Source organism: Pseudoalteromonas sp. APM04 (assembly GCF_022809815.1).
Lineage (GTDB): Bacteria > Pseudomonadota > Gammaproteobacteria > Enterobacterales > Alteromonadaceae > Pseudoalteromonas > Pseudoalteromonas marina.
Genome location: NZ_CP094441.1, coordinates 3,442,209 through 3,457,294, shown reverse-complemented (window position 1 = coordinate 3,457,294; position 15,086 = coordinate 3,442,209). Strand labels below are relative to the sequence as shown.

16 protein-coding genes are annotated in these 15,086 nt (G+C 39.8%); all 16 read left to right on the top strand.

Going from position 1 to position 15,086, the window contains the following annotated elements:
• Positions 1–476: 476 nt before the first annotated feature.
• The 16 genes from rpmH (at position 477) to atpA (ending at position 15,034) form a co-directional block, all read left to right on the top strand.
• Complete coding sequence (gene rpmH / locus MTP24_RS15955) at positions 477–611, top strand: 50S ribosomal protein L34 (protein WP_004335215.1); 135 nt, start codon at positions 477–479, stop codon at positions 609–611.
• A gap of 7 nt (positions 612–618) precedes the next feature.
• Positions 619–1,044, top strand: a complete 426-nt coding sequence (gene rnpA / locus MTP24_RS15950; protein ID WP_006793978.1) for a ribonuclease P protein component — start codon at positions 619–621, stop codon at positions 1,042–1,044.
• A 126-nt stretch (positions 1,045–1,170) separates the two neighbouring features.
• Positions 1,171–1,446, top strand: a complete 276-nt coding sequence (gene yidD, locus MTP24_RS15945; RefSeq protein ID WP_006793977.1) for a membrane protein insertion efficiency factor YidD — start codon at positions 1,171–1,173, stop codon at positions 1,444–1,446.
• An 8-nt stretch (positions 1,447–1,454) separates the two neighbouring features.
• Entirely contained in the window at positions 1,455–3,131 is a 1,677-nt protein-coding gene (gene yidC / locus MTP24_RS15940; protein ID WP_010558114.1) for a membrane protein insertase YidC, read from the top strand.
• 134 nt (positions 3,132–3,265) lie between these two features.
• Positions 3,266–4,630 (top strand): tRNA uridine-5-carboxymethylaminomethyl(34) synthesis GTPase MnmE, encoded by a 1,365-nt coding sequence (gene mnmE / locus MTP24_RS15935; RefSeq protein WP_010558113.1) that lies wholly within the window; start codon positions 3,266–3,268, stop codon positions 4,628–4,630.
• Positions 4,631–5,571: 941 nt separating this feature from the next.
• Complete coding sequence (gene mioC, locus MTP24_RS15930; protein ID WP_006793961.1) at positions 5,572–6,021, top strand: FMN-binding protein MioC; 450 nt, start codon at positions 5,572–5,574, stop codon at positions 6,019–6,021.
• A gap of 426 nt (positions 6,022–6,447) precedes the next feature.
• A complete protein-coding gene (gene mnmG, locus MTP24_RS15925; protein WP_243532159.1) occupies positions 6,448–8,337 on the top strand; it encodes a tRNA uridine-5-carboxymethylaminomethyl(34) synthesis enzyme MnmG in 1,890 nt (629 codons plus the stop codon).
• Between the two features lie 15 nt (positions 8,338–8,352).
• Positions 8,353–8,973, top strand: coding sequence for a 16S rRNA (guanine(527)-N(7))-methyltransferase RsmG (rsmG, locus tag MTP24_RS15920; RefSeq protein WP_010558112.1), 621 nt, complete (start codon positions 8,353–8,355; stop codon positions 8,971–8,973).
• 14 nt (positions 8,974–8,987) lie between these two features.
• The gene (locus MTP24_RS15915) at positions 8,988–9,773 is read left to right on the top strand and encodes a ParA family protein (RefSeq protein WP_006793958.1); all 786 of its coding nucleotides are present in this window, start codon (positions 8,988–8,990) and stop codon (positions 9,771–9,773) included.
• A gap of 19 nt (positions 9,774–9,792) precedes the next feature.
• Positions 9,793–10,719 (top strand): ParB/RepB/Spo0J family partition protein, encoded by a 927-nt coding sequence (locus MTP24_RS15910; RefSeq protein ID WP_243532157.1) that lies wholly within the window; start codon positions 9,793–9,795, stop codon positions 10,717–10,719.
• Positions 10,720–10,861: 142 nt separating this feature from the next.
• A complete protein-coding gene (locus MTP24_RS15905) occupies positions 10,862–11,242 on the top strand; it encodes an ATP synthase subunit I (RefSeq protein WP_006793956.1) in 381 nt (126 codons plus the stop codon).
• Positions 11,243–11,257: 15 nt separating this feature from the next.
• Positions 11,258–12,115, top strand: coding sequence for a F0F1 ATP synthase subunit A (gene atpB / locus MTP24_RS15900; protein WP_006793955.1), 858 nt, complete (start codon positions 11,258–11,260; stop codon positions 12,113–12,115).
• Positions 12,116–12,173: 58 nt separating this feature from the next.
• Positions 12,174–12,416, top strand: coding sequence for a F0F1 ATP synthase subunit C (gene atpE / locus MTP24_RS15895; protein ID WP_008112128.1), 243 nt, complete (start codon positions 12,174–12,176; stop codon positions 12,414–12,416).
• A 41-nt stretch (positions 12,417–12,457) separates the two neighbouring features.
• Positions 12,458–12,928: a F0F1 ATP synthase subunit B gene (gene atpF / locus MTP24_RS15890; protein WP_006793953.1), complete on the top strand. Its 471-nt coding sequence runs from the start codon at positions 12,458–12,460 to the stop codon at positions 12,926–12,928.
• A gap of 16 nt (positions 12,929–12,944) precedes the next feature.
• The gene (gene atpH, locus MTP24_RS15885) at positions 12,945–13,478 is read left to right on the top strand and encodes a F0F1 ATP synthase subunit delta (RefSeq protein WP_006793952.1); all 534 of its coding nucleotides are present in this window, start codon (positions 12,945–12,947) and stop codon (positions 13,476–13,478) included.
• Positions 13,479–13,492: 14 nt separating this feature from the next.
• Positions 13,493–15,034: a F0F1 ATP synthase subunit alpha gene (atpA, locus tag MTP24_RS15880; RefSeq protein ID WP_006793951.1), complete on the top strand. Its 1,542-nt coding sequence runs from the start codon at positions 13,493–13,495 to the stop codon at positions 15,032–15,034.
• Positions 15,035–15,086 lie beyond the last annotated feature (52 nt).

Below are 15,086 nucleotides of genomic sequence, written 5' to 3'. Positions count from 1 at the left end.
AAATGGTTAAAAACCATGCATTTATTGCGTTTAAATAGCCAAATAAGCGGCCCAAGACCAAGTATTATGAAGGCACTTTATCCACAAGTAAAAGGCTGATTTTTATAAAATTATGTATAACGACATGAAAAAAAGCTAACAACCTGATTTAATTAAATTTTTAATTATTAGCCTGATAACAGATCATAACAAAATAACACCAAGATCGCGAACCAATTTTACGATCCAATTTACTTTTCCCCCGCTTTTATTCACTTTTTATACAAGGGCTGTGGAAAACTTCTTATTTATGATGATCCTACTAGATCGCGCTTTACGATCACTAACTGCCTGCTTAATAAACACGGTGCTTAACGCGTAATTATGATTGACTTTAGGTCGTTTCATCTATAATATCTCGCGCTCGCAATGGCACCTGTGCCAGGATCGCGACCTGCATAGGATGTTTTAACTTTAACCGATCGGATGAGATTGTTATGAAAAGAACTTTTCAACCTAGCGTTTTAAAACGCAAACGTGCACACGGTTTCCGTGCTCGCATGGCAACTGTAAATGGCCGTAAAGTATTAGCACGTCGCCGCGCTAAAGGCCGCAAAGTTCTTTCTGCTTAATTTATAAGTGGAAGACTTTAGCTTTGGCAGGGAGTTACGTCTGTTAACTCCCTCGCATTACTCTCGTATATTTAACGAACCCGCTCGGGCTGCAACTCCTTACTTTACTCTATTAGCTAAACCCAATGACCAAGAAAAACCTAGGTTAGGACTTACTGTTGCTAAAAAACGTGTAAAAAAGGCATGCCAACGAAACCGTATTAAACGTCTTGCTCGCGAAAGTTTTCGTTTAAATCAACACAACATCGATAACATTGATATTGTGCTTATGGTTAAAAATGGCATTGACGAGCAGTCTAATGAAGAATTAACCAAGCAACTGACCAAGTTATGGCGAAAAATCAACGAACGCTGTAAACCAGGTGCACCTAAGCCTCCACCCTTTAAGAAACGCCCAAACAAATCAGCTAAATCTAATAAACAAACCCAATAGCAATAGAATTACAGGGTTAATTAATGTATCTTTAGCTCACCTTTTAATCATGCATTTAAAATTTCCAATAGAGCCTTTAAATACATGATATCTATCTCACTAAATTTAACTAGGGGCATAAACATCATGAGGTTACTCAAACCACTTGTTGCTTTACCGACATTATGTTTAGTGTTATTGATCCGCGGTTATCAAAAGTGGATTAGCCCGCTATTAGGTCCGCATTGTCGTTTTAATCCAAGCTGCTCACATTACGCAATTCAAGCAATTAAATTGCATGGATTGATAAAAGGAAGTTGGTTAGCATTAAAACGCATATTAAAATGCCATCCTTTACATTCAGGTGGTGATGACCCAGTACCTGAAAAAATAACCCATATTAACCACCAACACGAGAAATAAGAGCTGTTATGGAATCGCAACGCACGTTTTTATTCATTGGCCTAATGCTAGTGTCGTTTTTATTGTTCCAAGAATGGAATAATGATTATAACCAGCCAAAAGTCGATCCAAGTGCCACAACACAAACGCAACAAGCAAATTCAACTGAATCGGATGATTTTATACCTTCATCGTCAGACTCTGGCTTACCGGCTTCAACAACATTAGCTAAACGTTCTGTTATAGAAATAACAACAGATGTGTTTAAAGTTAAAATCGACACCAAAGGTGGTGATATTGTTGAATCGGACTTACTTCAATACGAAGAAGTGAAAGGCGAAGAAACACCTTTCATGCTGCTGGGTGAATTTGATGGTAATCAATACTTTTCACAAAGTGGTTTAATTGGTTTAAATGGCCCAGACGCATCTGCAAACGGTCGCCCTACTTACCACAGCGAACAAACGTCTTATACCTTAACAGGTGATGAGTTACGCGTACCGTTACAGTTTACTGATAGCAACGGTGTTAGCTTTACTAAAACGTATGTATTTAAAAAAGGTCAGTATGATGTTGGCTTAGAATACACAGTAAACAATACAACCAGTGCCCCTATTCAAGTGCAGCTTTACACACAAGTTAAGCGCACAGTACAAGAAAAAGGCAGCTTAGTTGATCAAAACTATTTAGGTGCAGCTTACGGTACAGACGAAGAACCGTACGAAAAGTATAGCTTTTCTGACATGGCCGACAAAAACCTAAATGAAAGCACGCAAGGTGGTTACATTGCATTTATTCAACATTACTTTGTAAGTGCGTGGGTACCAAAGCAAGACCAAACCAACACCCTTTATAGCTTAATTACAAGCAGTAACGCCGCTATCATTGGTACAAAAGCAGAACCTGTTAATGTTCAAGCCGGTTCAGAGCAAACCATTACTTCTATTTACTACATGGGCCCTAAAGAGTCTGATGTATTAGAAGCGCTTCACCCTGACTTAGACCTAACTGTAGACTACGGCTGGTTATGGTTTATTTCACAGCCACTATTTGAACTACTGAAGTTTTTATACTCTGGCGAAGGTTCATTCTTTGGCTTGTTTGATATAAATGTTGGCGGTTTAGGTAACTGGGGTTTAGCAATCATTGCTATCACTATTATTGTTAAATCATTGATGTACCCGCTAACTAAAGCGCAATATACGTCAATGGCTAAAATGCGTGCCCTTCAACCAAAAATGGCAGCTCTTAAAGAAAAATATGGTGATGACCGTCAAAAATTCGGTCAAGCTACTATGGAAATGTACAAAAAAGAGAAAGTAAACCCAATGGGTGGTTGTTTCCCTATTTTGCTACAAATGCCTATTTTCTTAGCGTTGTTTTATGTATTTTTAGAATCAACAGAACTTCGCCATGCTGAGTTTATGCTTTGGTTAACTGATTTATCAGCACAAGACCCATACTACGTATTACCAATTTTATTTGGTGCAAGTATGTTTATAACTCAAAAGCTTCAACCTATGACGGTTACCGATCCAATGCAGCAAAAAATGATGACCTTTATGCCGGTTATCTTCTCTGTATTCTTCTTATGGTTCCCATCAGGCTTAGTACTTTACTGGTTAGTATCTAACCTTATTTCAATCGCGCAAATGCTTTATATTTATCGCGGTATGGAAAAGAAAGGAATAAAAGTAAGAGGCTAACTTAGCCCTACTTATTATAAAGGCGACTTAGGTCGCCTTTTTTATTGCCCATTTTTTATCAGAGCATTCGCGAGTGGTAATTTCATAGGTTACAATAGCGCCATAACGTAGACATTGTTGGTAAATTAAATAGCATGATCAATCAAGACACAATTGCAGCACAAGCAACCGCACCTGGGCGTGGTGGTGTTGGTATTATTCGGGTTTCTGGCAGCCTTGCCAAAAGCGTTGCTGAAAAAGTTATTGGTAAAATACCAAAAGTGAGATACGCCGATTATGTACCATTTAAAAACTTAAATGGCGATCAGCTTGACCAAGGTATTGCCATTTATTTTGCCGGACCTAACTCATTTACTGGTGAAGATGTACTTGAGTTGCAAGGTCATGGTGGTCCAGTTGTGCTTGATATGCTACTTAAAGAAATTAGCAAAATAGAAGGTGTACGTTTAGCAAAACCAGGTGAGTTTTCAGAGCGTGCATTTATGAACGACAAGCTTGATTTAACCCAAGCAGAAGCAATTAGTGACCTAATTAATGCCACCAGTGAACAAGCAGCTAAAAGCGCCTTACAATCACTTCAAGGTGAGTTTTCTAAACACATTGAAACACTGGTTGAAAAAGTAATTCATCTTCGTATGTACGTAGAAGCAGCAATCGACTTTCCAGATGAAGAAATAGACTTTTTGTCAGATGGCAAAGTATCGGGCGATCTAAACGCAATTATAAACCAATTAAACACCGTAACTGACCAAGCTAAACAGGGAAGCATAATGCGCGAAGGTATGCGTGTTGTGATTGCAGGTCGTCCTAACGCGGGTAAATCAAGCTTACTAAATGCCCTAGCAGGCCGAGAGGCAGCAATCGTAACCGAAATAGCAGGTACCACCCGCGACGTACTGCGCGAACACATCCATATTGATGGCATGCCACTGCATATTATCGATACCGCAGGTCTTCGTGAGAGCCCTGACCGCGTAGAGCAAATAGGTATTGAGCGCGCATGGGATGAAATAAACCAAGCCGACCGCGTTTTATTTATGCTTGATGGCACCGATACTGTAGACACCGACCCACATAAAATTTGGCCAGAGTTTATGGCAAAATTACCAAAAGGTATGGGTGTTACAGTGATCAGAAACAAAGCCGATTTGTCGGGTGATGTTGTAGGCTTGGATGAAAACCAACAATACCCGGTCATAAGTTTAAGTGCTAAAAACGCTGAAGGTATAGAGCTCGTTCGTGAACATTTGAAGGCCTGTATAGGTTTTGACGGCGCAACAGAAGGTGGCTTTATGGCTCGTCGCCGTCATTTAGACGCTTTAGAGAGCGCAGCTTATCATTTAGATACGGGTAAAACGCAGCTTGAAATGCATGTTGCAGGTGAAATTTTGGCCGAAGAGCTGCGCCTAACGCAGCAATTTTTAAACGAAATAACCGGTGAGTTTACTTCAGACGATCTACTTGGAAAAATATTTAGCTCGTTCTGTATTGGTAAATAAAAGACCTAACAATTAAATAATTAAAAATTAAGGGCGTAAAAACGCCCTTTTTTTACTGCCTTAATTAAGCCTTCCTATATCAACATATGGATATTTTTTAGATAAGCTGAGTGCTATTTTAGGCTCTCATTTTCACTAAATTAGTATCTTTAAAAGCTTATTAATGACCTACTTTACAAGATATAACCGCCTATTTAAGGTGATATATCTCACACATACGAATAAGTTAAGCCACTATAATTAACCTTAAAACAAGCTGAAATCACTGTTTTTAATATTTTATTAGCTAAAATTGCAGCCTTAATTGGCTATATATCAAAAAATAAGGCGATCACAAGTGTGTATTGATCGCGCTATCCACCAGCTCAAACATGTAAATGCATGATCGAATATCACAAAAACTTTAAATTTAGTCAGAACAGTTATCCACAATTTCCATTTTTTGGACAAAAATCCAAAATTTTTTAGCTGAAATACACGTTATTAGCTCTATTTTTAGTAAAAAGCGGCCGTTATAAAAACTATTTTGATATTTATTTAATAAGATCATATTTAATTGATCGTTATTTAAAATTATTTTCGATCTAAATAATCGGTTATCAACACCCTTTATATCCACACAATGATCAACATTACTTCTATATTAAACATTCATCATAATTGGACTTACAAAAGCTTAAAATCAATAACTTACAAAATTTTAGTTACATAGAGTATAAAGTTAAACAGAACTTCCCCCAATCTTATTAACAGTTTGATCAGAAGGTTACATTTGAAGGTATTATTTTACATCTATATAAATCAACAACTTAAAAAAACTTTAAACAATGATCTAAAAATTAGCCTAAAAATAGTTATCCAAACCCACACTCTTCCCTTTACTGCAGTTTGTACTCGGCTATCATAGGCAGCAATTAAAACTAATGCGATCATAACTAATCATGAGTTCAGTAAATATTATTGTGGGCAGCCAAATGGGATCGGCCGAGTATGTTGCGGAGCAATTAAGCGATGAGCTAAATAACCAAGGTATTACAACCCAACTCCATGATCAGCCAAAATTTAATGAAATAGATCAACACAATACGCTCTGGTTAATATGTACATCTACTTATGGCGCAGGTGATTATCCCGATAACCTTTTAAGCTTTGTAGAACAAGTAGCGCAATCAACTGATTTAAAGCATTTAAAGTTTTCGGTTATTGCATTAGGTGATACCAGCTACGACACATATAACTTAGCAGGGCGCAATATAGAAGCACTACTAAGCAAAAAAGGCGCTATAAAAGTGGCTGAACGCTTAGAATTAAATATATTAGACGAGTCACTCCCTGAAGACACAGCCCTCGCTTGGTTAGACACTTGGGTTACCCAAACAGGTTTAAAATAAAGAGATCAAGTAAAATCTCATATAAAAGTTACTCACAATTTACTAATAATTTAATTAATAATGTGGATAAAGTTTGAATAAACTGCATTTTAAAGCATGCTTATCCATGGGATAAGATCTAACTAATCGCCCCCTGTGCATAAAGTGGCTTTTTGATCAGTGCTTATTTGTGGGATGATCCGATCATATTAACACCTTTAGATCTGATCTAATTTAATGTTTTTAAACAAGATCTAAAGCTTATCAACAGAAAACCCGATCAGTAGTAGTAATAGTATTAAAAGATCTCTTTAAAAGATCCTTTATATTATTAGAGATCACTTACTTAGATCTGAGCACAGTTTAATCATTTATCTTCTGCTCATTTCTAGGTAGAATACGCTCCCTTTTGAAGTTTACCGGTTTGATTTAAGTAGGATCCCATTAATGATTTTTCATGAAAATTTTGACGTTATCGTAGTAGGTGGTGGACATGCAGGCACTGAAGCCGCATTGGCAGCTGCCCGTATGGGGATGAATACCCTGCTACTAACTCACAATATGGATACCCTTGGTCAAATGTCTTGTAACCCAGCAATTGGTGGGATAGGCAAAGGTCATTTGGTAAAAGAAATTGACGCGCTTGGCGGTGCAATGGCACAAGCTATTGATAAAGGCGGGATCCAATTTCGTACTTTAAATTCTTCAAAGGGACCTGCGGTTCGTGCAACCCGTGCACAAGCTGATCGCGCTTTGTATAAAGCGGCTATTCAAACCACATTACAAAATCAAGAAAACTTAAAAATATTTCAGCAATCGTGTGATGATCTTATTGTTGAAAACGATCGAGTAACCGGCGTAGTAACTCAAATGGGGTTACGTTTTAGTGCACCTAGTGTAGTACTTACCGTAGGTACATTTTTAGGTGGCCAAATACATATTGGTTTAGAAAATTACAAAGGCGGACGTGCAGGCGATCCACCATCAATAGCTTTAGCACAACGATTACGTGAACAGCCTTTTAGAGTAGATCGTTTAAAAACAGGTACTCCACCACGTATTGATGCGCGTACGGTTGATTTTAGCAAAATGCAGGAGCAACCAGGCGATGCACCTACACCTGTATTTTCATTTTTAGGTAAACAAAGTGACCACCCGCAACAAATACCGTGTTACATCACTTACACAAATGAAAAAACACATGATGTTATACGCAAAAACTTGCATCGTTCACCTATGTACTCAGGTGTTATTGAAGGCATTGGTCCACGTTACTGCCCATCTATTGAAGATAAAATTGTTCGCTTTGCAGATAAAGACAAACACCAAATATTTGTAGAGCCAGAGGGTTTAACATCTTACGAGCTTTACCCTAATGGTATTTCGACAAGTCTACCGTTTGATGTGCAATTAGAAATAGTGCAATCGATCACCGGTTTTGAAAATGCACATATTTGTCGACCAGGTTATGCTATTGAATACGATTACTTTGATCCACGTGATTTAAAACAATCACTAGAAACTAAATTTATTGAAGGCTTATTCTTTGCAGGCCAAATAAACGGAACTACTGGTTACGAAGAAGCAGGAGCCCAGGGCTTAATTGCTGGTATGAACGCGGCACTTAAAGTGCAAGGTAAAGATTCGTGGACGCCACGTCGTGACGAAGCATACGTTGGTGTATTAATTGACGACTTAGCAACGCTTGGTACAAAAGAACCTTACCGTATGTTTACCAGCCGTGCTGAATACCGTTTATTGTTGCGTGAAGATAATGCCGATATTCGTCTAACTGAAAAAGGCCGTGAGCTAGGTTTAGTTAACGATGAGCGCTGGCAGGCATTTAACGAAAAAATGGAAATTATTGAAAAAGAAAAACAACGTATAAAAGACACGTGGATTCACAAAGATCATACAGTTATTGATCAAGTAAACGCTTTATTAAAAGCTCCATTAACGCGTGAAGCAAGTTTAGAAGAATTACTACGCCGCCCAGAGATCCGTTATGATGATCTAATGGCTATTGAAGGCTTAGGATCTGAGTTTACAAATAAAGCGGCTTTAGAGCAGGTTGAGATCCATACAAAATACGCAGGTTACATTGCGCGTCAGCAGGATGAGATCAATAAACAGCTTCGCCATGAAGAAACAATCTTACCAAAAGAGTTTGATTATAAAACCGTATCAGGTTTATCAAACGAGGTAGTGGCAAAACTAGAAGAGTCTCGTCCAGACACTATTGGTCAGGCTTCGCGTATTTCTGGTATCACACCAGCAGCTATTTCGTTATTATTAGTGTATCTGAAGAAGCAAGGCTTATTACGCAAATCTGCGTAACGGTAAGGGCACCTAGTGTTACAACAACAATTAACTACATTGTTAGCGCAAACTGATATTGCGCTAACAGAAAAACAACAGCAACAGCTTGTTCGTTACGTTGAACTATTGGATAAGTGGAACAAAGCGTATAACTTAACCTCAGTACGTTTACCTCAAGAAATGATGGTAAAGCATATTATGGATAGCCTTGTTGTTGCACCTCATTTACCCGGTCATCATTATATTGATGTTGGTACAGGCCCAGGGCTTCCTGGTATTGTTTTAGCTATTGCACTTCCTAATACTCAATTTGTATTACTCGACAGCTTAGGTAAGCGTGTACGCTTTTTAATGCACGTGAAGCATGAACTTGGGCTTGATAATGTTACCCCGGTACAGTCAAGAGTTGAAGAATATCAGCCAAGTGTTAAATTAGATGGCGTACTCAGTCGTGCATTTGCATCATTACAAGATATGGTTGACTGGTGTTCACACCTAATTGATCAATCTGGCCATTTTATTGCGCTTAAAGGCGTATACCCTAGCGAAGAGTTAGAGTCATTACCCGCTGGCGTAAAGTTCGAGAAAAAAATTGCATTAGAAGTACCTGAGTTAGATGCACAACGACATTTAATTATTCTTTCTAAAGACTAGGGATCAGAGACACTGTGGCAAAAGTCATCGCATTAGCAAATCAAAAAGGGGGTGTAGGTAAAACTACGACCGCTGTTAATCTCGCTGCGTCTATGGCCGCAACGAAGCGTAAAGTGCTGTTAATTGATCTCGACCCGCAAGGTAATGCCACTATGGGCAGTGGTGTAGATAAATATGGCGACGTGCCCACTATTTACGACCTACTTATTGAAGATAAGCCCATTGAAGACGTGATCATTAAAGAAACATCTGGCGAATACCATATGATTGCAGCAAACGGAGACGTAACCGCTGCCGAAGTTAAACTAATGGAATTATTTGCCCGTGAAGTGCGTCTTCGTAATGCACTTGAAAAAATTCAGGACCAATACGAGTTTATATTTATAGACTGCCCGCCTTCATTAAACATGTTAACTGTTAATGCTATGGCCGCTGCAGATTCTATTTTAGTACCAATGCAATGTGAATATTATGCACTGGAAGGACTAACAGCATTAATGGATACCATTACGCAATTGGCTAAATTAGTAAATCCTGAATTAAAAATTGAAGGCATATTACGCACTATGTACGATCCGCGTAACCGCCTAGCAAACGACGTTTCAGAACAATTAAAACAACATTTTGGTGATAAAGTGTATCGCACTGTGATCCCACGAAATGTTCGTCTAGCTGAGGCGCCAAGTTTTGGTGCACCTGCTATGTATTACGACAGAGCATCAAGTGGCGCAAAAGCGTATTTGGCACTTGCCGGTGAAATGCTGCGCAGAAAAGAAAAAACAGCGTCCGTTGTCGCCTAACTTTGAGGTAAAAAATAACATGTCTGCTAAAAAACGAGGTTTAGGCCGAGGACTCGATGCACTTTTAAGTTCGTCTAAGCCTGCACCGAGCGCCAGCAAGGAACAAGACACACAAAACGTAACAGAGGTTGTCAAAAGCACCGTTAGTGCTACAGATAACCCGTTACAAACATTGCCTATTGAGTTTTTGCATTCAGGCAAGTACCAACCTCGTAAAGACATGTCTGAAGAGGCACTCGAAGAACTTGCCGGCTCTATTCGCTCACAAGGAATTATTCAACCTATCGTTGTGCGCCCTATTGCCCACAATAGCTATGAAATTATTGCCGGTGAACGTCGTTGGCGCGCAGCGCAAATTGCAAAACTAGACGCAGTTCCGTGTATTATTAAAGATGTACCCGATGAAGCCGCCGTTGCTATAGCACTGATTGAAAATATTCAGCGTGAAGATTTAAATGCAATGGAAGAAGCGGTTGCGCTTAATCGTTTATTAAATGAGTTTGAATTAACACATCAGCAAGTGGCTGATGCAGTTGGTAAATCAAGAACCACCGTAACAAACTTATTACGTTTAAATAATTTAAATAGTGATGTAAAAATTCTGTTAGAACATGGTGACATTGAAATGGGCCATGCGCGTTGTTTACTAGCACTTGAAGGCGAAGCGCAGTCTGACGCAGCACGAACCGCCGTTGCAAAGGCACTAACAGTGAGAGAAACTGAAAAGCTAGTGCGAGCAATTTTAGAGCCAGCACCCGCCAAGCAAGAACACCAAAAAGACCCAGATGTTAAACAGTTAGAACAACAATTAGCTGAAAACCTAGGTGCTAAAGTAGAGATAAACTACAACAAAAAAGGCAAAGGTAAATTGGTTATTTCATATACTAATTTAGACGAGCTTGACGGCATTTTGAATCGTATTAATCACGACAATACCCACCATTGATCTATTACATGTCTAAAAAGAGACATTTGTAGCAAATTTGTGTTACAAACACTCTACTCAAGTTGCAAAACTGGCAGGATACAGTATAATTTCGCCAGTTTTCACACCCTAACGATTTGAACGCCATTAAGGTTAACAAAAAGTGAATAATAAGTTAGCAAGTCCGTATAGGCTTGCCGCATTTAAACTAATTTGTCTTCAGGGTGTTGTAGCATTATTTGCTGCCGTAATTATTTTTATTGGTTTGGGAGTTGAAGCCAGTCTGTCAGCGTTAGCTGGTGGTGCAGTTGCGATACTTCCTCACTGTGTTTTTGCACTTTACGCATTCCGATTTATGGGGGCGAGTCGTGCAGAACAAGCGTATAACGCGTTAAAACGCGGTAACGCACTAAAGTTTATGCTGACAATCATATTGTTTGCGCTAGTACTAAAGCATTTTCCGGTAGTTCTACTGCCCTTTTTTAGTATCTATGTACTGGCTTTATTCACTGGATTGTTTGCACCCGTTTTTTTTAAACATTAACTTTTGGGATATAACATGGCTGCAGAAGAAGTTACTCTATCTAGCCATATCCAGCACCACTTAACCAATGCTAAGATGTGCTCGACCGACGCCGGTCTAGCCTTCAATAAAGCATGTACGGACAGTGGTTTTTGGACATGGCATGTAGATACCCTCGCATGGTCAATCGGACTAGGTCTTATCTTTTTATGGATCTTCCGTAGTGCCGCTAAAAAATCAACATTGGGCGTACCAGGTAAATTTCAGTGTTTCATTGAAATGATAGTTGAGTTCGTTGGCGACAACGTACGTGATACTTTCCATGGTAAAAGCAAGCTGATTGCACCATTAGCATTAACGATATTCGTTTGGATATTCTTAATGAACTTAATGGATTTAATCCCAGTTGACTTCTTACCTGCATTTGCTGGTTTAGTAGGTGAGCAAGCCTTTGGCATGGACTCACACGACGTATACATGAAAATTGTACCAACAACAGATATAAACTTAACTGCAGCGCTGGCGCTAGGTGTGTTTATATTAATGATTGGTTACTCAATTAAAATTAAAGGTATCGGCGGTTTTATTAAAGAGCTAACACTTCACCCGTTTAGTTCAAACAATACAGCTATGCAGATTCTTTTAATCCCATTCAATCTATTACTAGAGCTTATCGCATTGGTTTCTAAGCCGTTTTCACTGGCGCTGCGTTTGTTCGGTAACTTATATGCAGGTGAACTAATCTTCATCCTTATAGGTGCGATTGGCTTAATGCAACTACCGTTGCACTTTGTTTGGGCTGTATTCCATATCTTAGTAATCGTATTGCAAGCATTCGTATTCATGATGCTAACAATCGTATACCTAAGCATGGCAAGTTCAGATAATCACTAATTACTAGATTTACAATTTTACTTTAACTTTTAATACAATTGAAACTTTGGAGAAATAAATGGAAGCTTTAGAACTTTTAAACGGCTTAAAATACATTGCAGTTGCACTACTAATTGGTTTTGGTGCAATCGGTACAGCGATTGGTTTTGGTAACATGGGCGGTAAATTCCTTGAAGCATGTGCGCGTCAACCTGAGCTTGCACCATCGCTACAAGTTAAAATGTTTATCCTTGCTGGTCTAATCGATGCTGTAGCAATGATTGGTGTTGGTATCGCGATGGTATTGTTGTTCGTACTTTAATTTTATTTTTTGAACAGCTTACTATTTAAGGAGGAGCGGTTGTGAACTTAAACGCCACTCTTATCGGTGAATTAATTGCGTTTACGGTGTTCGTACTTTTTTGTATGAAGTTCGTATGGCCACCACTAAACGGTGCAATTGAAGCTCGCCAGAAGAAAATCGAAGATGGTTTAGCTGCCTCTGATAGAGCCGAAAAAGACTTAGAACTTGCGCAACAAAAAGCTGCAGAACAGCTTAAAGATGCAAAAGCTCAAGCGGCTGATATCATTGATCAAGCTAAAAAGCGTGCCGTGCTAATTGTTGACGAAGAAACAGTTCGTGGACAAGAAGAGCGTGAAAAAATTATTGCTCAAGGGCACTCTGAAATTGAATCAGAGCGTAACCGTGTGACAGAAGAGCTACGTAAGCAAGTAGCAACACTGGCTGTGGTTGGCGCAGAGAGAATTTTAGAGCGTGAAATCAATCAAGCCGCACATAGTGACATCGTTGAAAAACTTGTCGCTGAGCTGTAATTAGGAGGGTATGAGCATGTCTGAATTGACTACTATCGCTCGCCCATACGCTAAAGCGGCTTTTGAACTTGCCGTTGAAAAAGGCGCTATTGAAAGCTGGAATGACATGTTGTTTTTCGCTGGCCACGTTGCCAGCGACGAGCAAGCATCAGCCATTTTAGCTGGATTGCCTACTGCTTCTGCACAAGCTGAGTTATTTATTAACTTATGCGCAGAGCAACTCAACGAACAAGGTCAGAACCTAGTGAAGGTGATGGCTGAAAATGGACGTTTGATTGCACTGCCTGAGGTTGCACAGTTATTCGCTGCGTTTAAAGCAGAGTATGACAAAGAAATCGATGTAGACGTGATTTCGGCAACCCCTCTTACTGCAGCGCAGCAAGAGTCATTGGTAGCGACACTTGAAAAACGTTTCGCACGCAAAGTTAAGCTGAATTGTAGTGAAGACGCGTCAGTAGTTGGCGGCCTTATTATTAAGGCAGGCGACACTGTAATCGACGGCTCTGTACGCGGAAAATTAAACCGCTTAGCCACAACACTACAATCGTAATTGGGAAAAAGAGCATGCAACTTAATTCCACTGAAATTTCAGAACTAATCAAACAACGTATTGAGAAGTTCGAAGTTGTAAGTGAAGCTCGTAACGAAGGTACAATTGTATCTGTTACTGACGGTATCATCCGCATCCACGGTCTAGCTGACTGTATGCAAGGTGAGATGATTGAGCTTCCTGGCAACCGTTATGCTATCGCACTAAACCTTGAGCGCGACTCAATTGGTGCAGTAGTAATGGGTCCATACGCTGACCTTACTGAAGGCGTAAAAGTATACACAACTGGTCGTATCTTAGAAGTTCCTGTTGGTGCTGGCTTACTTGGTCGTGTTGTAAACACACTAGGTGCTCCTATCGATGGTAAAGGCGCTTTAGACAACGACGGGTTTGAACCTGTAGAAAAAATTGCACCAGGTGTAATCGAACGTCAATCTGTAGATGAGCCAGTACAAACTGGTTACAAATCTATTGATGCGATGATTCCAGTTGGTCGTGGTCAGCGTGAGCTTGTAATCGGTGACCGCCAAACAGGTAAAACTGCACTAGCAATCGATGCGATCATCAACCAAAAAGACACAGGCGTTAAGTGTGTGTACGTAGCGGTTGGTCAAAAAGCATCTACTATTGCTAACGTGGTACGTAAATTAGAAGAGCACGGTGCACTTGCAAATACTATCGTAGTTGTAGCATCTGCTTCTGAGTCTGCGGCACTTCAGTACTTAGCACCGTTCTCGGGCTGTACTATGGGTGAATACTTCCGTGACCGTGGTGAAAACGCATTAATCGTATATGATGATTTATCTAAGCAAGCTGTTGCTTACCGTCAAATCTCATTACTACTTAAGCGTCCACCAGGTCGTGAAGCATACCCAGGTGACGTATTCTACCTTCACTCGCGTCTTTTAGAGCGTGCATCGCGTGTAAACGCTGATTACGTTGAAAAGTTCACTAACGGTGAAGTGAAAGGACAAACTGGTTCATTGACGGCATTGCCAATCATTGAAACTCAAGGCGGCGACGTTTCTGCGTTTGTACCGACTAACGTTATCTCTATCACCGATGGTCAGATCTTCTTAGAAACTGACTTATTCAACTCAGGTATCCGTCCGGCAGTAAATGCTGGTATCTCGGTATCGCGTGTTGGTGGTGCTGCACAAACTAAAATCGTTAAGAAACTAGGTGGCGGTATCCGTCTAGCCCTAGCTCAGTACCGTGAATTAGCTGCGTTCTCGCAGTTCGCGTCTGACCTTGACGATGCTACACGTGCTCAACTTGAGCATGGTGAGCGTGTAACAGAGCTAATGAAGCAGAAACAGTACGCGCCAATGTCTGTTGCTGAAATGTCTTTGTCGTTATTTGCAGCTGAGAAAGGTTATCTTAAAGATATCGAGATCGCTAAAATCATGGATTTCGAAGCAGCTTTACTTTCTTACGCAAGTAGCACATACGCAGAGCTTGTGGCTCAAATCAATGAAACTGGTAACTACAACGCCGAGATCGAAGCGCAACTTAAAGAACTTCTAGAGAAGTTCAAGTCTACGCAAACTTGGTAATTTAGTTATTAATGGTGCGCTTTAGTTTACTAAAGCACACCTTGATTCGGAG